This window comes from Algibacter sp. Ld11 (assembly GCF_045066735.1).
Taxonomy (GTDB): domain Bacteria; phylum Bacteroidota; class Bacteroidia; order Flavobacteriales; family Flavobacteriaceae; genus Algibacter.
Window position 1 is genome coordinate 259,308 of record NZ_JBISHH010000022.1, and the last position, 23,625, is coordinate 282,932.

At 33.9% G+C, this 23,625-nt stretch carries 12 protein-coding genes; 5 read left to right on the forward strand and 7 right to left on the reverse strand.

Features of this window, described 5'->3' with window-relative positions:
• From ACJJV4_RS09140 to ACJJV4_RS09160, 5 genes are all read left to right on the forward strand, one after another.
• Complete coding sequence (locus ACJJV4_RS09140; protein WP_405293641.1) at positions 1–1,923, forward strand: FAD-dependent oxidoreductase; 1,923 nt, start codon at positions 1–3, stop codon at positions 1,921–1,923.
• A 2-nt stretch (positions 1,924–1,925) separates the two neighbouring features.
• Positions 1,926–3,062, forward strand: coding sequence for a hypothetical protein (locus ACJJV4_RS09145; protein ID WP_405293643.1), 1,137 nt, complete (start codon positions 1,926–1,928; stop codon positions 3,060–3,062).
• 157 nt (positions 3,063–3,219) lie between these two features.
• Positions 3,220–4,377 carry a T9SS type A sorting domain-containing protein gene (locus ACJJV4_RS09150; RefSeq protein WP_304404372.1) on the forward strand — a complete coding sequence of 386 codons (1,158 nt, stop codon included), beginning with the start codon at positions 3,220–3,222 and terminating at the stop codon, positions 4,375–4,377.
• Between the two features lie 133 nt (positions 4,378–4,510).
• Entirely contained in the window at positions 4,511–5,989 is a 1,479-nt protein-coding gene (locus ACJJV4_RS09155) for a sulfatase-like hydrolase/transferase (RefSeq protein ID WP_405293646.1), read from the forward strand.
• A 192-nt stretch (positions 5,990–6,181) separates the two neighbouring features.
• Positions 6,182–9,160, forward strand: coding sequence for a sulfatase-like hydrolase/transferase (locus tag ACJJV4_RS09160; protein ID WP_405293648.1), 2,979 nt, complete (start codon positions 6,182–6,184; stop codon positions 9,158–9,160).
• 336 nt (positions 9,161–9,496) lie between these two features.
• On the opposite strand, the gene ACJJV4_RS09165 is transcribed toward ACJJV4_RS09160, so the two are convergent.
• The 7 genes from ACJJV4_RS09165 to ACJJV4_RS09195 form a co-directional block, all read right to left on the reverse strand.
• A complete protein-coding gene (locus ACJJV4_RS09165; protein WP_304404376.1) occupies positions 9,497–10,948 on the reverse strand; it encodes an arylsulfatase in 1,452 nt (483 codons plus the stop codon).
• A gap of 28 nt (positions 10,949–10,976) precedes the next feature.
• Positions 10,977–12,542: an arylsulfatase gene (locus ACJJV4_RS09170; RefSeq protein ID WP_405293650.1), complete on the reverse strand. Its 1,566-nt coding sequence runs from the start codon at positions 12,540–12,542 to the stop codon at positions 10,977–10,979.
• A 105-nt stretch (positions 12,543–12,647) separates the two neighbouring features.
• Complete coding sequence (locus tag ACJJV4_RS09175; protein ID WP_405293652.1) at positions 12,648–14,309, reverse strand: hypothetical protein; 1,662 nt, start codon at positions 14,307–14,309, stop codon at positions 12,648–12,650.
• Positions 14,310–14,325: 16 nt separating this feature from the next.
• Positions 14,326–16,071: a RagB/SusD family nutrient uptake outer membrane protein gene (locus ACJJV4_RS09180; RefSeq protein ID WP_405293654.1), complete on the reverse strand. Its 1,746-nt coding sequence runs from the start codon at positions 16,069–16,071 to the stop codon at positions 14,326–14,328.
• Positions 16,072–16,088: 17 nt separating this feature from the next.
• Positions 16,089–19,199 carry a SusC/RagA family TonB-linked outer membrane protein gene (locus tag ACJJV4_RS09185; protein ID WP_405293659.1) on the reverse strand — a complete coding sequence of 1,037 codons (3,111 nt, stop codon included), beginning with the start codon at positions 19,197–19,199 and terminating at the stop codon, positions 16,089–16,091.
• Between the two features lie 16 nt (positions 19,200–19,215).
• Positions 19,216–21,138, reverse strand: coding sequence for a right-handed parallel beta-helix repeat-containing protein (locus tag ACJJV4_RS09190; RefSeq protein ID WP_405293661.1), 1,923 nt, complete (start codon positions 21,136–21,138; stop codon positions 19,216–19,218).
• 149 nt (positions 21,139–21,287) lie between these two features.
• Positions 21,288–23,624, reverse strand: coding sequence for a glycoside hydrolase family 2 TIM barrel-domain containing protein (locus tag ACJJV4_RS09195; RefSeq protein ID WP_405293663.1), 2,337 nt, complete (start codon positions 23,622–23,624; stop codon positions 21,288–21,290).
• Between the last annotated feature and the right edge of the window lies 1 nt (position 23,625).

Consider the following 23,625-nt stretch of genomic DNA (forward strand, 5'->3'; position numbering starts at 1 on the left):
ATGGAAAGACGAGATTTTTTTAAAAAAGGTACAAAAGCTGTCATCGCAGCCGGAGTAATTCCAATAATTTCCAGTTCCTGTGCAGGAACTCAAGATATAATTTACAATAGAAAACTAGATAAATGGTATCACTTAGGTACAGGCAAAACAGGAATGCCATCCAGAAAAAAAACGAGAGTTTATGATGTAGCCGTTATTGGCGGTGGTGCTGCAGGTATATGCGCTGCGGTTGCTGCTGCTAGAAATGGATCTAAAACAGTACTCATCCAAGATAGACCAGTTTTAGGAGGTAATGCATCTAGCGAAATGCGTGTACACTTAAATGGAGTTAATAATATTGGCGGGAATGCTGAGCGCGAAACAGGTATTATCGAAGAAATACTTTTGCATAATCGATTTGAAAATGAGCAAGAATCATTTCCAATTTTCGACCATGTTATGTACGATTTTGTGGTTAGAGAACCTAATTTAACATTGATGCTGAATACACAAGCCGTAGAAGCAGAAATGGAGGGCAGTAAAATTAAATCGGCTTTGTGTTGGCAATCAACTACAGAAATCCTTTATACTATTAATGCTGAAATTTTTATAGATTGCTCTGGAGACGGACTTTTGGCGGCAACGGCGGGAGCTGAATATAGGACAGGTAGAGAAGGCAAGGCAGAGTATAACGAAACTTATGCGCCAGATCAACCAGATGGATGGCAAATGGGAGCAACCCTTTTAATGTCTTCTAAAGATATGGGTCGTCCAATGAAATATTCACCACCATCTTACGCCATAAAATACACACATGAAGGAGCAAACCCAAGACGGAAATTTGCTGGATATCATGAAGGTATTTGGTGGATAGAAGTTGGCAGTGATGGAGATATTATTGCCGATTTTGAAGTGAATAGGCATAAGCTCATGGGGTATTTACATGGTGTTTGGGATTATATTAAAAACTCAGGAAATTTTCCCGAGGCCGAAAACTTGGCTTTAGATTGGGTAGGCTCATTGCCGTGCAGGCGAGAATCTCGTCGTTTTATTGGTGATTATTTTGTTTCCGAAAAAGATATGACTGAGCATAAAAACTTTGCAGATACTGTGGCGTTCGGTGGTTGGTCTTTAGATGAGCATAACCCGGGAGGTATCGAAAACATTTCGGAGCCACCTAGTTATTTTCATTATCATTTTAAGAATATTTATCAGTTTCCTTTTAGAGCTTTGTACTCGAAAAATGTATCAAATTTAATGTTTGCAGGCCGAAATGTAAGTCAAACTCATATAGCATTGTCTTCTTCAAGAATTATGGCAACTTGCGCTTTAATGGGGCAAGCGGTTGGTACAGCGGCAACAATTTGTAATAAGAAAAAAATATTACCTCGAGAAGTAGCACAAACACATATAAATGAGTTACAAGAAATGCTTCTACGCGATGATGCTTTTATTCCTAAAAGACCAGCTAACGCCCCGAATGATTTAGCTAAAAAAGCCAGTGTTATTTTTGGTTCAACCACATCTTCCGGTGATGCTAAAAATCTAACAAACGGAATCTCTAGAGATATAGATGGAGCCATTAACCATTGGCAATCTGATGGGGTAGTTGCTGAAATCCAATTAGAATGGGACGCACCTCAATTAATTTCTAAAGTAGAAATTAAATGCGATACCAATTTAAAACGTAACATTATGATGCGGAAAGATAGCAGAAATGACGACCTTTATGGCAATGCTATCCCTCCTGAAATGTTGAAATCTATTAGTGTCGAAGGTCGTGTTAATGGAATTTGGATAGACTTAGGTGATCTGTCCAATAATAGAACACGGTTAATTAAACTCAATTTTAAACAAAATAAAGTTACGGCAATACGCCTTAAGTTAAAAGAAACTTACGGAGCTAAAAATGTTAAATTATTTGAAGTGCGTTGTTACGCATAAGTATGTTATTAAAAGCGCAAGTATATTTTATTCTAACTCTACCATTTTGGCTGTTTTTTCATAATGGTGGTTATTCTATTTCTGAAAATCTCATTATTATAGAACATAAAGTTTTTATAAATCATCCCGGAGAAAAGGGGCTTGTTCCTGCAATCTTGGTAGAAGTTAAAAATGAAGAAAATCTTCCTATTCAATACTATATGGACGTTGAATCAGTAATATGCTTGGAAGCAGTTTGCAAGGTTATTCCTGTTAGGCTTTTTTGGAATAATATTGGAGCTTACAAAAAATACGAACTTAAAGCAAGGGAGACTTTAGAGAAGTACGAAGCAGATTTATTTGAGCCACAAGATTATTTAAAATTACAAACTATTCTTTCTAATAGCAATTCACCTTATAGTGAAGTTCGGCTTAATGACGTTTTAACTGTTGTTAATGCTAGTAATAGTGATAATGTTGATGCTGTTTCTGGTGCAACGGCCTTGGTGTTGGATGATAAAGATACTGTGCCTGGAGCAGCATTAACTTGTTTTACATTATGGCATTGGGCAAATAATAAAGATATTATTAATCAAATAAAAAAAATATCAACACTATCAGCTTCCAATGCTCAAATTTTAGAATTTTTAGAAGAAGAAAATCTAACGTATTATTTTATGGGGTTAGAGGCTTTAATAGATCGAGGTTTATATGATAGGTTGTTCTTAGATATTATACATAACCGTGTTAAAAATGAAAATAAATTGATAAGACCAACGGTAGATTATTTTGAAACAGCACCTTCAGAAGTTTATTTTAAATGCATAAAAGAATTATTTATTTATGGTGAAGTTGCTCAAAAAACAGCAGCCATTAAATCGCTTCAAAATTTAGAAAGCCCAATTTCTAGGGATTATTTAGATTGTTTTTCTGAAAGTAAATTACAAATAGAATCGTTTCAAGTACTTTCTTATTATTTAGAATTAATGTTAGAAAAGAATCCAGATTCATTAAAAATCACAAACTATATTTTACCCCTACTTGATGAAAATATTGTAATTGCACGGCGGGTTTATTGGTTTTTGGAACACCAACAACTAAACGAAACTCAACAAAAAATTGTAAATTATTTTGCTAAAAACCATAAAGAACAGCTATAACTTAATTATTTGTCTATTCCAGACTTGCAATGTGAACAAGTTCTCAATTTTAGTAAAACTTTTCTTAAAGGGTAATATTTAATTATTAGTAGATAAAAAACTAAAACTCTGGCAGTGAAAGAGTAATTAAATTTACCTCATTACTAAAATGTGTTTTATGAATAAAATTTTACTTTCAATTAGTTGTTTATCATTAGTTGTGATGTCTCAATATATGGGTGCTCAAAATTATCCGCTTTCAGATCCGACAAATACAGGTAATTGGGTGCTGAATCCAGATGTTAGTGATGAGTTTGAAACGTCTACTATCAACGAAAACAAGTGGCTTATTCAAGGTAGAAATGGGGTTTATCAATCTAATTTTAGAGGGCGAGCACCTTCACAATTTTCAACAGATAATGCCAAACAAGAAAATGGTAAACTTAAAATAGAAACACGCTGGGAACCCAATTATAATTTTAGCCCAACGACAAATGCTAATGGTGAAGTTTACCAAAATATAACCACAGCAGCTGTAATTAGTAAAACACTTTTTCAGTATGGCTATATGGAAATAATGAGTAAAGCTGCTAAAGCAGAAATCACAAGCTCTTTTTGGACTACAGGTAATCAATCGGAGTTAGATATGTTTGAAATGTTTGGAGATCCACAACCAGGAGAAGCCAATGCAAATTGGGCAAAAAGATTAAAGTTTAATATGATTAGTTGGAACCCGAATAATCCTTATTATTTACCTGATGGAAATGGACCAGCACACACCCGAAATATACAAGCAAACTTTAATACGGCAGATGCGTTTCATGTTTATGGGTTTGAATGGACACCAAACTATATTAAGGTTTATATTGATGGCGTATTGCACCCAAATGGTTCTATACTAAAATCAGAAATCACTAATAATGGAACAGATAATAATCGCTGGGTGACTGATGTGCCATATAGATTATGGTTCGATTCTGAAACCTTTCCATGGTTAGGCTTACCAGAAGCTGAGGATTTACCTGCTAATTATGAAATTGAGTATATAAGAATATGGCAGAGTGAGACTCTTGGCATTACTAATTTTTCCAAAGTTGATCACTCATTTAAAATATATCCAACCCCATTCGATAGAAGTAAAATAGATAATTTAAAAATATCTGCTCCCAATGCAAGTGAAATTTCATTATTTAATATTTCGGGAGTAGAGATGCTTAAAATTAATAAAACATCAGAACCTTTTGTTTTGCAAGTTTCTAATTTATCACCTGGATTCTATTTTATAGCTGTAAGAATAGGTGAGAGTATAAAAACAAAAAAGATATTAATAAACTAAAATGTTAAATGTGTTTTAAAGGTAATTTTTATTCAGTTTAAGATAAGAATAGAATCATAAAAAATACAATTAATAATTAATTTCGTTTCTAGAAATATTTAGGTAATATAATTCAACAATTAATTAAAAAGTTATGATAAATAAAAGTATTCACAATAGCTTAATGTTTTCATTACTATTGATACTTGCGTCGTGTACAGGTATAAAAAGTCAATCAATAAAAACGAATACCACTAGTAACTCTAAACCAAATATTCTTTTCGTTTTGTGCGATGATCTAGGTTATGCTGATGTGGGATTTAATGGTTCTAAAGACATTATTACTCCCGAAATGGATAAGTTAGCAAGTAACGGTACTGTATTTACATCAGCCTATGTAGCTCATCCTTTTTGCGGCCCAAGTAGAGCTGGAATCATGACGGGACGTTATCCTCATGCATATGGTTCGCAATTTAATATTCCAGCAAATAGTGATGTAAGTGCTGTTTCGGGTATCCCTTTAAATGAAACTTTTATAAGTAAAGTATTGCAGAGTTCTGGATATTATACAGGCGCTATTGGAAAATGGCATTTAGGGGAATCGGAAGAATTTCATCCTAATAAAAGAGGCTTTGATGATTTTTATGGTTTTCTTGGCGGTGGACATGAATACTTCCCAAGTATATATAAAGCAAAATATAATCAACAAGTTGCAGCTGGAAACAATAATATATGGGATTACTTAAAACCTCTTGACCATAATGGCGTTGAGGTCCATGAAACCGAATATATTACGGATGCTTTATCTAGAGAAGCGGTTCGTTTTGTAAAAGACGCATCAAAAAAAGAAAAACCATTTTTTTTATATTTAGCATACAACGCTCCACACACACCTTTACAAGCTAAGGAGGAAGATATGAAGGTTTTCGATGGTATAAAGGATAAAGATAGACGTACTTATGCAGGAATGGTTTATGCTGTAGATAGAGGCGTAGGGCAAATAGTAAAGACCCTTAAAGAAATAAATCAATTTGAAAATACCTTAATCGTTTTTTTAAGTGATAATGGAGGCCGAACAGATAAAGGTGCAAATAACACACCACTCAGGGGAGTAAAAGGTGATACTTACGAAGGCGGTTTTAGAGTGCCTATGTTCTTTCATTGGCCAAATAAAGTAGCAGCTGGAGTTCATTTTGATTATCCTGTTTCTGCACTCGATTTTTATCCCACTTTTGCTAGCTTGGCTAATGCCGAAATATCAAAAGAAAAAGAACTTGATGGTAAAAATATTTGGAATGATTTATCTAACAAAAAAGCACCATACTCTAGAGAACCTATATTTGCAATGCGCCATCGTTCTGGGTTTTCGGATGTAGGCGTTAGGCAAGATGAGTGGAAAGCAACTAAAGCCTATAATGGTAGTTGGAAACTCTATAATGTCGATAATGATATAAGTGAAGAAAAAGATTTGAGTTCAAAATATCCTAAATTACTTCAAGACATGGTATTAAAAGCTGAAGCTTGGAGTAAAACCCACACCGAACCAAGATGGTTTGACCCACAAAGTTTAAAGAAAGTGTGGCAAGAAGAAGATATGGGAGAATTTAAAAATACTTTTAAAATTTCTAATTAAATTTAATTATTATTTGAAAAAGGGCCAACCATTATTATGGTTGGCTTTTTTGTTGTTTTGAAATGTTTTAATGCGTCTGTAAATCAGCCTCTTATACAGGGTAAGATATAGGAAGTAACAGGTAATATTTAAGAAGTAATAATCCTTATTTCCATTTAATTTTATAGAATAACTTAAAACTAAATTAAATTAATGATGAAATTTTTACTCAATTACAAGTCTTATTATCTACTCGTTGCATGTTTATTATTTGCGTCTTTTACATGGGCACAAACACAAGGTACAAAGCCTAATATTATAATCATTTTAGCCGATGATTTAGGATATGGAGATGTTGGGTTTAATCGCGATTCGAGCTTTCCTGAAGAATTAGGAATTATACCAACCCCAAACATAGATGCCTTAGCTAACAGCGGTGTTATTTTAAAAAATGCGCATGTAGCACATCCGTTTTGTGGGCCAAGTAGAGCAGCTATTATGTCTGGTGTATACCCACACAGATTAGGAGCACAATACAACTTACCTAACGATAATACTACAATATTGGGGCTTCCTCTTACAGAAACATTTTTTCCTAAAATACTTAAGGATAATGACTATAATACAGCTGCTTTTGGTAAATGGCATTTGGGCTTTGTTGAAGGAGAACACCAACCATTAGACAGAGGTTTCGATTATTTTTTTGGTCTTTTAGGAGGTGGAAAAGGTTATTTTGAAAGCGGTTATGAAAACTCGTATTACAATAGAATTGCAAACGGTAATCCTGTTACCAACGAATATCAAGATCCATTATGGAGAAATAGAAGCTATGTAGATAGAGCAGAATATAGTAATGCCGAAGATGAAGATTATTTAACAGATATTCTAACTGATGATGCAATAACATATATAAATGCAAATGCTTATAAACCAGATCCATTTTTTATTTACATGTCTTATAATGCACCGCATACGCCTTTGCAAGCTCCTTCAGATGAAATTGCAGCCTTTAAAGCGGCGCATCCTAATTTCGAAGATTTAGTTAGGAATAGTGCATACATAACTGAAGCTAGGCAAGTAACCAAATACCCGGAAGAAGAGCAAGCTGCGGTTATTGAAGGATTTGTTGAAGATCGTGTTACTTACGCCACGATGGTGACCAATATGGATACAAATATAGGAAGACTTGTTGCAGAACTAAAGAAGGATATTAATGTGTTTAATAACACCGTTATTATCTTTTTGAGTGATAACGGTGGTTATACTTACAGTAAAGGCGCTGTAAATTATCCGCTTACAGCATTAAAAGGTAGCGTAAACGATGGAGGTCATAAAGTACCGATGTTTGTGCATTGGCCAAATAAAATTACGTCTAGTAGTACTTATAATTATCAGGTTAGCGCTCTAGATTTATATCCTACTTTGGTTAATCTTGCAGGAGGAATTATCCCTAATGGAAAACTAGTTGATGGTGTTGATATTATGGACGATTTAATAGCAGGGCAAGATCCTAGAGAAGATGAGTTTTTATTGGTTATGAGGCCTTATAATGGTTTCCATAATGGAGGGCTAGCAATGGGGCAATGGAAAATTGTAAAAACAGGAAATGGTAAATGGCGTTTATATAATGTTTTGACTGACCCCGGAGAAACTACCGATTTAAGAGACTCAGAACCTAATGCAGAACAAATTATTCAAGACATACTAAATCAGGCAGTTGCATTGGTGAGTGATTTTAAAGATGTGAAGCCTGCTTGGTATGATAATGATAACGGTGGGGCAGGGCATCCGCATAGTTTCTTGTGGGATGATGGTACACTACCTGGTTATGACAGACTTTTTGAAAGCCCGCAATTAAAATTGGATAGTGAATTAAGTGAAATTAGCATTACTGGAATTACTGATGCTACAGAAGGTGATACTAACGGGGTTTTTACGGTAAGTTTGCCTGAAGGTGTTTTGGCAGACCAAAACATAACTGTTAGTTATACAATTGGAGGAGAAGCCACGGAAGGTTTTGATTTTGCAGCCTTGTCTGGGTCAGTTGTTATTTATGAAGGCACAAATAAGGCGGATATTATTATTGATGCCGCAACTGATTCCTCGGTAGAGACAAGCGAGACGGTAATTATTACATTGGAGTCTGCAGATTTTGGATCTGTTAATCAAACGCCAGCAGAAATTAATATTTTTGATGAAATTGTTTCTACTATATTAACGGCTGGTGATATTGCTATTTTAGGTTTTAAGGCTGAATCTGGTAACAAGGGAGCAGTGGCTTTTATGCTGTTGAAAGATATAAGTGCTACCACTAAAATATCGTTCTCTAATAGGTCTTGGATGGGATCTCAAGATGGATGGACTGGAAATTATAGTATTGATGATGTTTGGACATGGACTGCAGGTGAGGCACTTTTGAGCGGGACTATTTTATATTTGGACACAGATGGACAGGTAAAAAGAGCAATAGGAGACAATGAAGTCATTGTAGGTTCAACAATTCATAATGTTTTGGGAAAAGATGATGGTGGCACGGATGACGATACTGATTTTGACCTATCGCCAGCAGGGGATACCGTTTTAATATATCAAGCACCCAATCCTTTTGGAGAACTTACTTCTGGAACAGATTCAGGCTGGATCACCGGTTTAAATACCAATGCTACCGGTTGGGGTATAGGTGGAGGAAATTCATTCTCTGCTATTCCTACTGCTTTGGTTGGTTTTACTATTGACGCAACTAATGGAGGAATTAATCAAGATCAAGATAATGGTGTATACGTAGGACCGATAGATGGAGGGCTATCTCAATTAAGAGCAAATATTAATGATGGAGCCAATTGGGCAACGTCGGAAGATGATAATTACAATTTATGGCCTTTCAATGAATCAATAGCTAATGTTTTAGGAAATATTGGTTCGGTAGGCACTTTAAGTATTGGAGATATTTTGAAATCTGAGTTAAGTGTTTTTCCAAATCCTACAACAGACTATTTCAATTTCAATTTTAATAAACCAATAAATAAATTAGAGATTGAAGTGTTGTCTTTATCTGGTATAATTTTAAAAAGTGTACAAGGTACAAATACTAATAAACCAAAAATAAATGTGGCTGATTTGGCTCAAGGCATGTATATTTTAAGAGTTAAAGCAGATAACCAAGTATCTGTTGAAAAAGTACTTAAAATATAATTTTAAACACGACAAATTAACTTTAAACATTTATTATATTAAATAATAGAAGCCGTTTCAAAACTCATTGAAACGGCTTTTTTTATTGGAGTTAAGTTTAGTAAAAACTAATAGATACGAATTCACGAATTAATTCGCAGGTCGTATTCTGCTTTAAGATTTCATTTGGCATGCTTTGAGTCTGTGAACCAGGCTTATGGGCTTTCTTCACCAAAGTTATTTAGTCTAATTTTCGGATTGCTAGCGGTAAATATTAGCTGTTTATTTGACCAAAATATTGAGGATGTTAGTCATAAACAGATTTTAATAGTCTATTCGTAGTCATATTTATTTTGTTTAATCAAAAGGGAATAAATCAGACGCTGTGCTTGAATATAGCAAAAGTTGTTTTAATTCTTTAACAATTTTAGGCTTATTTTTTGCAACGTTATTGGTTTCGGAAACATCTGTAGCTAGGTTGTAAAGTTCAAAATCGCCTTGTTTTTTTGAATTCATATTATACCAAACACCTTTCCAATCTCCTTTTCTAATAGCTTTTCTTCCTCCTCTAATATTAAACTCCCAGTATAAATGATCGTGTTGTTTTTGATCTTTTTTGTTTAATAATGTAGGCAAAAATGAAATACCATCAATATTTTCTGGTGTTTTAGCGCCAGTTATTTCGGTTAAAGTTGGTAAAACATCCCAAAATGTTGAAATATGATTTGTAACAGTTCCTTCTTTTACTTTATTTGGCCAAACAACAATGAAAGGAGCTCTAATGCCGCCTTCATATAAATCTCTCTTATAACCTTTAAATTCTGTATTACTATCAAAAAAGTCTGGGTTTGTTCCTCCTTCTGGGGAAGGACCATTATCACTTGAGAACATAATAATGGTGTTTTCCGAAAGTCCTAGTTCGTTTACTTTATCGATAATTTGACCTACATACGTATCAATTCTAGTAATCATTGATGCATATGTAGCAAGTGGCTTTTCGACTGAAGCATACTCATGAGGTACGATATTAGGACCATAATCTGAAGTGTAATTATTACCTTCAGTATATGGTGTTTCCTTAAACTTACCATCATATAATTTAAAAATAGAATCGTTTGGCGATATTATTTCTGCATGTGGTAATACTAAAGGTATATAAGCGAAGAAAGGTTTATTCTTATTATTCTCTAAAAATTGAAGTCTGTGCTCCTGAATTTTATCAGGAGCATAAGTTACTTTTTTTGTCCAATCGTTACCATCGAGCGAATCTCTAATTTGATTATGATTTAGGTATGGTGGATAATATCGATGCGCTAATTTTTGACAATTATAACCATAGAATTCATCAAAACCTTGATTATTTGGGTCGCCAGTTCCAAACCCAAGTCCCCATTTTCCAAACATACCTGTTGCATAACCACGTTCTTTTAATATTTCAGCTAAGGTTAATGTATTATCAGGAATAGGTACTTGACCTTCTAATCCAAGACCTGCCTCTTTATTGCCTCTAATAGGAGTATGTCCTGTATGTTGACCTGTCATTAAAGTAGAACGAGAAGGAGCACACACAGCAGAACCACTATAATGCTGTGTAAACTTTATTCCTCTTGCCGCTAGTTTATCCAGATTTGGTGTTTGTATTATTTTCTGCCCATAGGCACCTAAATCGCCAATGCCCATATCATCTGCTAAAATATAAATGATATTAGGTGGTGATTGTTCTATTGATATAAATTCTTTTTTTTCTTGCCCACATGCAGACAATACTATTGAAAGCAATACAGTTGGAATAATTAACTTAATCTTCATATTTACAAATACTTAAAAGATTCTAAACTTATCTAAATTTAACGTCTTTTACATTCAGACTATAATCTTTACCTCTTAAATTTTCAAATTCTTCAACCATTTCGGCAAGTTTATCAGGATTAGATTTGGCTAAATTATTTTGTTGTCCAATATCATTTTTTAAATTATATAACTGAAATTCCGGGAAACTCCCGACTTCAATACCTACTTTCTCTCTAAAATTAACACCTTTATATGCTGGAATCATTAACCAATCTCCACTTCGTAAAGCGGTTCTGGAAGTAGCTTCTAAAACGAGATTGTCACGTCCTTTGTCACTTTTACCTAATAATACATCTATTAGTTCTTGACTATCGGTAGACGATTCTTCTGTACCTAATAAATTAGCTATAGAGGCCATTAGATCCATTTGGCATACCAAGGCATCAGAAGTACTAGGTTGAATTTTACCTTTCCAATACGTTATAAATGGTACTCGTGTTCCGGCTTCAAATATGCTGTATTTTCCACCTCTTAAAGGACCTGTAGGTTTATGATTACCTAGTTTTTCCACTGCATCATCATAATACCCATCATTTAAAACCGGGCCATTATCACTAGAGAATACAACTAACGTGTTTTCTAGAATACCTTCTTCTTCAAGAGTTTTCATGAATTCACCAATACACCAGTCTGCTTCTAAAATTACATCACCTCTTGGGCCTAAACCAGATTTACCTGCAAAACGTGGATGTGGTGTTCTTGGTACGTGCGGTTGTTGCATGGCGTAGTATAAAAAGAATGGTTCTTCTTTATGTGTTTTTACGTAATCTTGGGCTTTTATCAAGAAATGATCTGCCATTTCTGTATCTGTCCACTTTGCTTTTTCTCCACCTTTCATGTAACCAATTCTAGGTATACCATTTACAATACTATTATTATGTCCATGGTGCCACTTCATTTTAACTAATTCAGGATTGCTAATAGCAGTAGGTTCTCCTTCAAAATTATTTTTGTAATCTACAGAAATTGGATCGTTTGGATCTAAACCAACAACATTTCCATTATCAATATAAACTGTTGGAACACGATCTTGTGTAGCAGCGAGTATATAGGCTTCATCAAAACCTACTTCGTTTGGGCCTGGTGATACACGTTTATTCCAATCTACAATACCGGTTCCTAAGCCTAAATGCCATTTACCAACAATGGCTGTTTGATAACCTTGTTTTTTTAGCATTTTAGGTAGTGTTTGTTGGTCTGTACTAATTAGTAATGGTGCAGTTCCGGGAAGGATTTTTGCGTTTTTATTTCTCCAAGGGTACATACCTGTAAGCAGTGCATAACGACTTGGTGTGCAGGTTGCAGAAGAGGCATATCCATTTGTGAATTTAATTCCACCATCTGCCAAAGCATCTATATTTGGAGTCTGCAATTCAGTCGCACCATAAGAACTTAAATCGCCGTAGCCCAAATCATCTAGATATATTACTATAATGTTTGGTTTTTTTGATATAGTTTTAATTTGGGTTGTTTCTTCTTTTTGTTTGTCTTTACAGCTTATACCAGCACATAAAATTAATGTGATAAGAAATAAATGTTTTAATGTTTTCATGTTGAGCTTCGTGTTAATTTTTTTTATGATCATGTATTGAATAAAAAAGCTCCCATTTCAATCAGAAAGGGAAGCATTTTTATTTTTAAAATATTGATTCTATTCTCATCTTTTTTCAACGATTAATAAATCAAAACTATCTAACCAAAGTTTTTGAACAATGGCATCAGCCTGACCACTATCACTAATATTCAAGTCAAGCCTTCCAGTATTAATATCTGGCAGTGTTACTTCGGTAAGTTTTAATCTTACCCACTCATTTCTTGGTGTGGTTGAAATATCGAATACAAAAGCTGTATCTGTGGTAAAATTGAATTGAAAAGAAGTCATTGTATTTCCACTGTCTAAATATACCCAAACAGCTGGGACATAAGATCCTGCACTTACAGGACTCAATGAACCAAAACTACCACCTTGTAATCTGGCAAGCGAAGGGATACCTGCATCTGTTGTTTCAAATTTCATTGAACTGTTTCCTTCTTTTTTAAAGGCTGTATCTCTCCAGTAATATAATGGACCTGCTTCTTTATTTGCATTATGCTGGGCAAAATATCCTTCTGTATTGGCTTTTTTAAATTGATTTCCAGATCCGCTCCATTCGGCTTCATATCCGGTAAACCCCTCTACATTCATAGCGCCTTCAAAATTCATGATTACATTTATTGGGCCAAAGCTCTCTAGTACTCTTGTATCTACAGAAACAATGTTACCTTTAATGTATTCTACAGTAACAATATCTGAATTAAAAATAGGCTCGGACAAAGTTAGATCTATTTGTGTTAAATCTGAACTATTGATGGTTGCTGAATTCACATCAATGTTTTTATCAAACCCTGAAGCTGTATTAGTGACGTGAACAACAAAATTTCCTTCTTCACCAGTGAGTGTTTCTATTTGACCACTTACTTTAAAAGAAATAACTTCTGATACATCTTCGTTTATTTTACCAACTTGCACAAATGGTTGGGATGATGGAACGACTTGAATATTGAGAGGAATAAGTTTTATCGTTTCTCCTGCTGGTTGTGTTTCCGAATTATTTCTTTTTGCTGTTATGCTACCTGCTTTAAATGTTCCTAATGCAAAGTAACTTACTACAGCGGTTTCTGAGTTTGTACTTTCAATATTACCTCCATTAAACGTCCATGTTCTATTATCGGGACGACCAATAGTTGTTAAATCTACAAAAGTAAGTTCTTCTCCTGCTTCAATAGAAATGGTTGTCCAAGAGGCAGAATTTGCATCTAAAGGCATATCATTTTCTGTTATGCTAATAATTTCCACATCTCCTTTTAAAACTTTAAAAACGGGATTTATATCTGCAAAAACATCTACTGTAAACTTTTTTTCAACCTTCCAAACATCATCTAAAAAGACTCCATCTGTAACCGAATCTTTAAAGGTACTGTTTAGTGAAATCTCTTTAATTCCAGGTGTAGTAAATAGAATATTAGCTTGACTTTGGTTTGAGTTAGTAGGGCCGTTTGCTGTTACAAATTCTGAATATTCATCATTACCATCTGTAAATTCGTTGTTTAAAAAACTAGTGCCTTCTGGTATGTTCCATGAGCTAGTTAGTGGGTTATTAGAAAGATTATAAAAACCGATAAAATCATTAATTGAAATTACATAATCAGTTTCTTCAGAGTTTTCTGTTGTTAACCAATTAAAGCTAGAATAATCTCCATATGGAGCTTCATAATCATCTTGATTACAACTAAATAAAGAAGTAAGTAATATACCTGTTAGTATTAATATTTTTTTCATCTTTTTTCTTTTAAAATTAATTGGATACCAATGGGTTATTAATGACTTCGCTCACCGGTATTGGTAAGTATCCATCTTTATAGTTTTGGGCAGCACTAGAGAACTCTGGAGTTATTTGAACGTCTTCACTAGGGTTAGGGCTTACACCTGCTCGTACTAAGCAATCTGGTCTTGTTGCTGAGTTACCTTCTTCGTCAGTAAAATCATAATCTGTAGCATAATATTCTGATGTACTCAAATCTGTATAGCGTTGTTTGGCTATACCCCATCTACGTAAATCTATATTTCGTGTTGAAAATCCCTCAACAGATAATTCCATAGGGTATTCAAAAAACTGTAAACGTTCTCTTATTTTTTCTTTAGAATCATATTCTGTAGCTGATAAATCCTTTAATGCCCATCTATCACGAACTTTATTAATATGGAATAATGCACCTTCGGCATCTCCAGTTTCATTTAAGCATTCGGCCATCATTAAATACACGCCAGATAATCTGTTTATTATCACGTTTTTCGGAGATTGCCAATTACTTGTGCCTATAGCAGCTTCACTATTGGTAATATCATGATTTGTGTATTTTTTGAAATACCCATACAGTGCTAAATTATTGAAATTATGTAATATTGGTGCCGATATTGCTCCGTAGTATGGAGTGTCTTCATCGTTTACTACTGCTACCATTGCTGATGCTCTTAATGAAACTTTTCTTAATCTTTGGACTCCAACGTGATTTGTAACTGTATTTCTTGGGTCTGTTTCGTCCAATTCATCTGTAGAATAGGCATGAACTAACCATGTAGCGGGAGTAAAGGCTTCTAAAGTACTAGAACCTCCTGCTGAACCTGGAGCAGAATACCTTGCGCTTCTTGTTATATAATCATATTCATACCAGTTGCTGTTTTGAGGTATTAGGAGGCTATAATTAATTTCGAAGATAGATTCGGAATTATAATCGCCAGCTTGGGTAAACATAATACTTGCATCTTGTTCTAGTTGATATCCATAATCTTTATTTACGTTGTAAATGATATCATTAAAATATGTTTTTGCTGTTTGGAAATCATTTTCGTAAAGGTAACTCATTCCTAATATCGTTCCGGCTGTACCTGCATCTACTCTTGTTTTTGGTTCTAATTGGCCTGGTAAGTTAGTGTATGCATATTCTAAATCTGCTCTGAAGAATTCTATAACATCTTCAGACTCTGAAACGGCTTTAGCAAAATCAGAGGCAGCAACAGGGTTTTTGTCTCGAATTATAATTCTTCCTTGATTATAAGTTGAATGTAGATAAAAGTGCGCTAAGCCTCTGAAAAATCGAGCTTGTCCCATTTGTTCTGTCCATTTTTCTTGGTTTTTTAAATCATCTGTCATTCCGTTTAATCCTTCTATAACCTGATTTGCTCTAAAAATAACATTGTACAAGGCATCCCATCTTTTGCCAACTTCTAATGTGTTTTCATCAATTCTTAAGCTGTACCAATTTAAAGCTCCTGTTTCTATGTTTGGAATACCTGCGTTACCTATGCGCTGCCCAGGATAGCCTTCGTCAGACCTCCAAGATTCTACTCTAGCATTAATTAAAAACTCATTAAGCATACCATTGTAGACTGAGGTTAGATTAGCGTTAGATTCATCTAGGGTTGACCAATATATATCTGATGATATTTGGTTGGGGTTTGTTTCCTCCAAATAATCGTCGCAGGAGAGTAATGTTCCAAACATTACAAAGCATACTGTTGTTAATATTAAATATTTTTTCATATCCATTTTGTTTTATTTTAAAAATCGATTTTAAATCCTAAACTATATAATGCAGCAACAGGGTATCGAGAAGAGTCTATACCTCGTCTTGCAACATTGCCCCCTCCAATTTCTGGATCGTATCCAGAATACTTAGTAAAGGTTAAGGCATTTTGTGCAGATAGAAATAATCTAAAGTTATTTACACCCAATTTACCCATGGTATCTTTTGGTAAAGAATAACCTAGTGTAATTTGTTTTAGACGTAAGTAGTCCCCATTTTCCAACCAAAAATCGGTGGTACCTGAGTAGTTAGGATGATCGTTTCCAGCACCTCTAAATAAAGGGGTTTGTGAAGTTGAATTATTAGGAGTCCACATATTAACCAAATCTTGATGACGTTCGTAATTATAAGTGTCTGCTTTATTTCCATTTAAAATTTCTGATCCGACAGAACCGAACCAATTCATGGATAAATCGAAACTTCCTAAATTCCAGTTTAGATTTAAACCATATTCAAAATCAGGTAAACCACTGCCTTTATAAATTCTATCTGCGTCTGTAATTTTACCATCAGCATTGGTATCAACATATATTAAGTCTCCTTTTTGTGCGGTTTCTCTATTTTCTAGTGCAGTGTATGCTGCCAATTGTTCATCTGTTTGTACAACTCCATTGGTTTCATACAACCAAAAAGCACCAGCTTCGTAACCTTGCACAAGGGCTGTAACATAATTATCACCATTTACCAATCTACCTTGATTAGGAATAAAGCCTACACCGTCTTGTATTCTGGTAATTTTATTCTCATTTGTTGTAAACGTAGTACCAACACTAAGTTTGCTTTTACCAATATTGGCACGATAATTAACAGCAAGTTCAACTCCCTTGTTTTCCATATCTCCTACATTTAGGGTCAAATTATTATCATAAATGGCACCTGCAGATCCTGGTAATGTTATAGGGAATAGCATATCTCTTTTTTTAGTTATATAATAATCAGCAGTAACTCTAAATTTGTTTTTTAAGAAAGAAAGATCTACACCTATGTTGTTTGAAACAGAAGTTTCCCATTTTACATTGCTATTAGCATAAGATATTATTGCAGCTCCAAAAGATTCTGCGGTATCACTTTCGTCAAAAAGATAATTACTATACTGATTAGAGATAGTACTAGAAAATTCATAATCACTAAAACTATCGTTACCCACTGTACCATGGCTAAGTCTTAATTTAAAGTTGTTTACAGTAGATTTTAATGGTTTCCAGAAAGGCTCGTCAGAAATATTCCAAGCAGCTGACAAAGAAGGAAACGTTCCCCAACGATAATCACTACCAAACCTCGAAGATCCATCATACCTAACTAATCCTGAAAGTAAATACCTCCCTTTGTAATTATATTGTAGTCTAGCTAATGTACCAACTGTTTTTTTATTGTAGTTATCAGTGTAAGATGGGAGTTCTGGGTTGTATCCACTGTTAACTGCTGGGTTTACTGACCCAATATCTAAAACAAAAATATTATTATTTGTAACACCTTGGATAGAAGCATCAAAGGCTTCGTAACTGTCCTCTTCTAAGGCAATAATACCTGTAGCTGCTAAATTATGATTTCCAAATTGTTTTTTGAAATTTAAGCTGGCATCCCAACTAAATTTGGTAGTTCTAGATGCTATATTAGCAACACCATTTTTTGTGTTATCAATTTCAGTTATATCTTGTTCTACATCATAAAGCACAAAAGCGGGTCTGAATAATTTTCGAAGATCATTAGAAATTGAAGTTCCTACTCTAGTTACAAAGTTTAAAGATTCTGATAATTTTCTGTCTAACTTCAAACTTGCATTTATTCTATCGCTGTTGCTGTTATCTTGCCTTCTAAGGGCTTCATTCAATGCAACAGAAGGTGTTCTTACCGCTCCATTATCAATTATATCACTTTGAGAGGCATTTGGATCGATTAGCGGAAAATAAGGTTTGTACCTGCTAGCCAAAACAATAAGTCCTTGACTAGATCTTTTTCTGTTTTCTAGAGTAAAAGCTAAACTACCTTCAATGTTCCAATTATTTGTTTTATAGGTCGTAGAAGCTCTACCGTTATATCTTTTAAAGTTTGAATTAATTATGGAGCCGTCCTGGTCAAATAATCCGGCTACAATACTATATGTAAGTTTATCTGCGCCTCCCGAAACAATTAAATTATATGTTTTTGCTTCTGCATTTCTATTTAATACGTAATCATCAAAAGTGTTATCATTATTAATCCATTCTGGGTATCTTTCCAGAAGAGGAGTGAAGGATACATTAGAATGTTCATTTCTGTTAGTTTCATAAAATAAATTATCTCTAGTATTCATTAAAGGTGTTCCTTCTCCTAAAGTTTGGAGCCCGTAAGTGTAATTAAAATCGACTTTCATTTGGCCTGCACTACCTTGCTTTGTAGTTATCAAAATAACACCAGCAGCTCCTCGTGCTCCATAAACTGCAGTAGAAGCGGCATCTTTTAAAACATCAATAGTTTTAATTTCATTAGAACTTATACGAGGATCACCAATTTGAGGAATACCATTAACTACAAAAAGAGGTGTGTTTGAACCACTTAAGGACGTTATGCCTCTAATTTGAATATCTGAAGCCTCTCCAGGTTCTCCGGAACTTGCAGATACACTTACACCAGCAATTTGGCCTTGCATGGCAGAAGCCAAATCTGGTGTAATAAACTGCTCTATATCGTCGTTTTTTAGTTGTGCTACAGCTCCGGTGATTTCTTTTTTCTTAACAGTACCATATCCAACGACAACAACCTCATCTAAATCTTGAAGATCTGATTGTAATTTGATATTTAATTCGCTTTGAGTAACCGTTATTGTTTGAGCTACCATGCCTAAATAGCCAAAAGTAAGAATGTCTCCCACTTTTGCATTAATAGAATATTCACCGTCAAAATTTGTAACAGCCCCGGTCTTAGTTCCTACCTTTAAAACTGTTGCGCCAGGAATAGGCATACCATCATCCGCACCAGTTACAACCCCGATAACTTGGTTGTCTTGTGCATGCATTGTGATTGTAATACAAAAGATGGCAAAAAACAGCGCTAGTACGTAACGACTTCGCGACTTTTTTTTAGTCTTTGATTTGTTTAGTTTCATTTGTTAAATAGTTTAGTTAATTAAAGTTTAATTTTTTCATACCTTCTTTAGTTTCAAGAACGGTATTGGCTTTACCTTTATAGGTGTTGTTTTTAAATAGAATATTTTTAGAATGTTTTATTTTTAATGCAGGGTTTATGGGATGTAGCATGGGAAATGTTCCTGAATTTGTAATGGTATTTCCTGTAAACTTTAAACCATCTGTATTTGATATTTCAAGAATAAGATTATCAAATTGGTTGAAGATGTTATTTGAAATCTCTATGTTTTTAAAAGCTATGTTTTCATTGTCATCGTCGGTTACAAATCGAATAACACCTCTGTCATGGCCTCCATATTGACAATCTTTAAACTCATTATTTCTAATAATTAAGTTAGCGGCATTTCCAGATTCGAACCAATATCCGCTTTCAACAGGAACAAGAATAGCTTCCATTTCTGTATTAAAAACATTATTTTCTATAACTGTATTTAAAGGATTCGAAATTAATAAACCTCTAGCTCTATTATTGCCTATATTGCAGTTTTGAACCAATAAATCGGGGTAGCCATCAAGATTTTCAATTAAATCGCCTGTTTTTAAATCTGTAGGTAATTTTTCGTTGAATGTGATAATTTGATATCTATTGTTTAAGTACTCTGTTTTTTTAATAGTTGCTTTATTGTAAGGAAAAAATGAATTGTGTAATCTTACAAAACCGATGTTATCATTTTCATGTCCTATAACAAATCCCAATTGTTGATGATGCATCATGCGCACGCCAATGCTGTAATCGTCTAAAATATCTACGATTTTTTGGTAGGTACCATGTACGTTCATGGCATCGTCTAATTGATTGTTAAACGTGCAATTTTTTAATACTACTTTCCCTCTGCATCCTACAAAATGAGTAGCATCGGCAGTGGTTGAAACCATACGTCCGTGAGATGGTGTAATATTAAAATTATCTAAAATTAAATCGGCTGAATTTTCAGCAATTATCCCCATGCCACCAGCGTGGTGTATATTTACATTTGTAGCATTAAATCCATTGGTATGGGTTACTCTAAACGCAGGGGATACTCTATTAATTCCTTGTTCTCCTTTCATGGTTAAAATCATTCCTACAGGCGGCATTTCTTTTTTATGATTATAAACACGAACTAGCCCTGGCTTTACTTGCTCTATAATCAATCTGTTTTCCGTTCCTATATTTTTAAATTCAGGCGCACGATTATCATGCTCATATTTATATTTAATTTTATCTAAGTTATTTTTTATAGAATTACGCTCCATGGTAGATATACTAGTATAAGCTTGGGTATTATAGGTTACGGCTTTTCTTACGGGGTCGAACAGAATGGATTGGCCTAAGTTATGTTCGTAATATTCTTTTATAAAATAGATTTGATTGTTCCGAATTTCATAAGGATACTCATCTGATATTTGCATATCAAAGGTTTTGTTCTTTTCATCAATTGCTACAATTAAACCTTCACTATGGAATGGCTCATGCCAATCTATTGAAAGATTTTTTACGGTTATATTTTTACTTTCATCAACAAGAAATGGAATTATAATACCATGAAAAATAAAGGTAGAGCCTTGTCCGTCGATGGTTAAATCCTTCATGTTAAAAATAGGGAAGGGGGTTTTGACCATTAAATCGCCGTGGTTAGATATATAGCAGTATTTTTCGAATCCTTTATCTGGATAAAAATGATAAGTTCCTTTTTCAAATTTAATCTCTGAAATAGGGTTTGCGTTGGCATTAAGAAGTCTTGCTACAACTGTTGGCGTAGCATCTTTAGCAATGTCAGTCTTAAACAAAACTTGTTCACCTTTTTTTTCAGGATTATTATAGCTTAAAACCGAGATGGCTGTAAGAAGTAATAATGTCGTAAAAAAATTAGTTAATCTAGTTTTGTTTTTAAAAAATATATCCATGGAATTGAGCATCTTATTTCGCTTTATAAAATTTGAATAATTCTAGAGTTAATATGTGCATATTGGTAAATAAGATGTACTTAACAGTAAATTAACACTTAGAAGCGGAATTTGCATAACGGGAAAATCTCTATATGGCGTGACTTCTCGTTGATTTTGGTTTATTTAATTTCTAATTCTAAATATCCTTTTAAGTTAGCAGATGTCGAGCTTATGTTAGTTAAACCTTTTGTTTTACCAACTTTAATTAAAGCTGTTGCTATTCCTGCCTCGGCTTCTATATTACCAACATTCATAACTTTAATATCTCCATCTATTTTAAGTTTAATTTCATCTGAAAAAGTTGGTAGAATAGTTCCGTTTTTATCAACTGCAGCGATATATAAAAAAAGCAAATCGTTAACTCCAGATTGGGGTGCAACACTACTTTCGTCGACCCACATTTTTAAACTCACAGATTGTTCTGGTGATTTTACAATATCTTCAGACACTTGTTTTCCACTAATGAAACCAACTGCTTTCAGTGTTCCTTTTTTAAATAATTTCATATTAAAAGTAAATGGTGGATGTTTTAAATTTGTAGATATTTCATTTTGATCTGGCTTTTGTTTAGAAATTAATTCGTTATTTAGATACAAGGCCACTTCATCGCAATTTCCGAAAACATGGATATCTAATGGTGAGTCTTCATTCCAATATGTAGCAATTTTTAATACGTTTTCTTCATCGGTATCACGTTGACTTTTATAGAAATAATATCCAAATTTTGGAATTCTAAAAATATCCATTATACCAGAAAATTCAATATCGGGGTGATATCCACGGTTGTAGTCATACATCACCCAATAGCTATCTGAATATGCCGAGGTATTCATGTTGTCGTTATGCGATTCTTGTAGATTGAAAGCCTGTTGCAATAAACGTGCTTCTCCATATTCTCGTCTTTGTCGGCTACTCGTTTCGTAACGCTTAGTTTTTGAAAGTTTATCTTGGTTTAAACCAGCATTATTTGAATAATATTCCCAATCGCCATATTCTGAAACGGAGTATGGCTTGTTTTTTAGTTCGTGTGGATGTAAAAGTCTGTGTTGACGCGCTTGAAAATAGATATCGTAAACATCGTCCATCCAACCACAAGAATATACATGTTCGCCAGGATATTGCTCATGCACAATTTTATTCAGTTCTTGCATAAAGAAAACTGGCATTTTTGTTTCGTTGAGTGAAACTTCCCAAGCCAAAACAGAAGCATGATTTCTGTCTCTATAAATAAGTTCTTTGGCAGATTTGTAAATCTGCTCCCTAAACTGATCGCTATCTAAATAATATTGCCAGCCCAAAACGGCATCTACAACGACTAAACCTAATTCATCACAGGCATCCATAAAAGCAGGTGATTGCGGATAATGCGATAATCTAATATAATTAAAACCGGCTTCCTTTATTTTTTTTGCATCTCTATATTGTGCATTATCTGAAAGCGCATATCCAACAAATGGATATTCTTGATGGCGATTTACTCCACGTAAGAAGGTTTTTTCTCCGTTGATGTATAATTGGTGGTTTTCATCGAAAGTAAATTCTCTAATCCCAAATCTTTCAGAATTTGTGTCTACAGCTTTTTCGTCTACATAAACAGTTGTTTCTAATTGATATAGATTAGGATGTTTTGGTGACCATAATTTTGAGTTTTCAATTGAAATTTTTTCTACAAACTCTAAATCTTTTCCAGCTTCAATAAATACCACTTCGGTAGATTGTTCTTCAATCAATTCTTTATTATAAAAAATTGAGTGTACAATTTTTACTTCTTGTGCATCTTTTTCCTCATTAATAATATGTGTTTTAACTTGTACTTCCGATTCTTTTTTAGATACTTTTGGGGTAGTAATAAAAACCCCTCCACCGGCAACTTTATTGGCTAAAACAGGATGCGAAATATGTACCTTGTTTTTTACTTTTAACCATGCGTTTCTGTATAATCCACCATAGGTGTTAAAGTCTAAAATCTTTAAAGGTTTTGGGCCTGTAATGGGGTTGTCGTTATTGTTTAAACGAATAGCAACAGTGTTGTTTCCTGATTTTATATATTTAGAAATATCGGCTACAACAGGTAAATAACCACCAATATGCGTAGTAACTTCAATACCATTAATCCATATTTTGGAATGGTTCATGGCTGCCTCTAATTCTAAAATTATTTTTTTATCTAAATCTTCTGATGGAACTGTAAAATTCTTTCTGTACCAACAAATGCCTTGCCATTGATTATTTACAACTAGTGGTTCTAAATTAGCTGTATGAGGTAAACTTGTAGGCTCCCAATCGGTATCATTGAAATCTTCGGAATGATAATTATCTTCCGAGTCATTGGTGTCGTCAAGTAATTTGAATTTCCAGTCTTGATTTATATTAATATTTCCAGTATTTCCTTCTTTACAAGAGTAAAAACTGAAACATACAATTAAAGTTAATCCTATTATGGTCTTAAAGTTCATT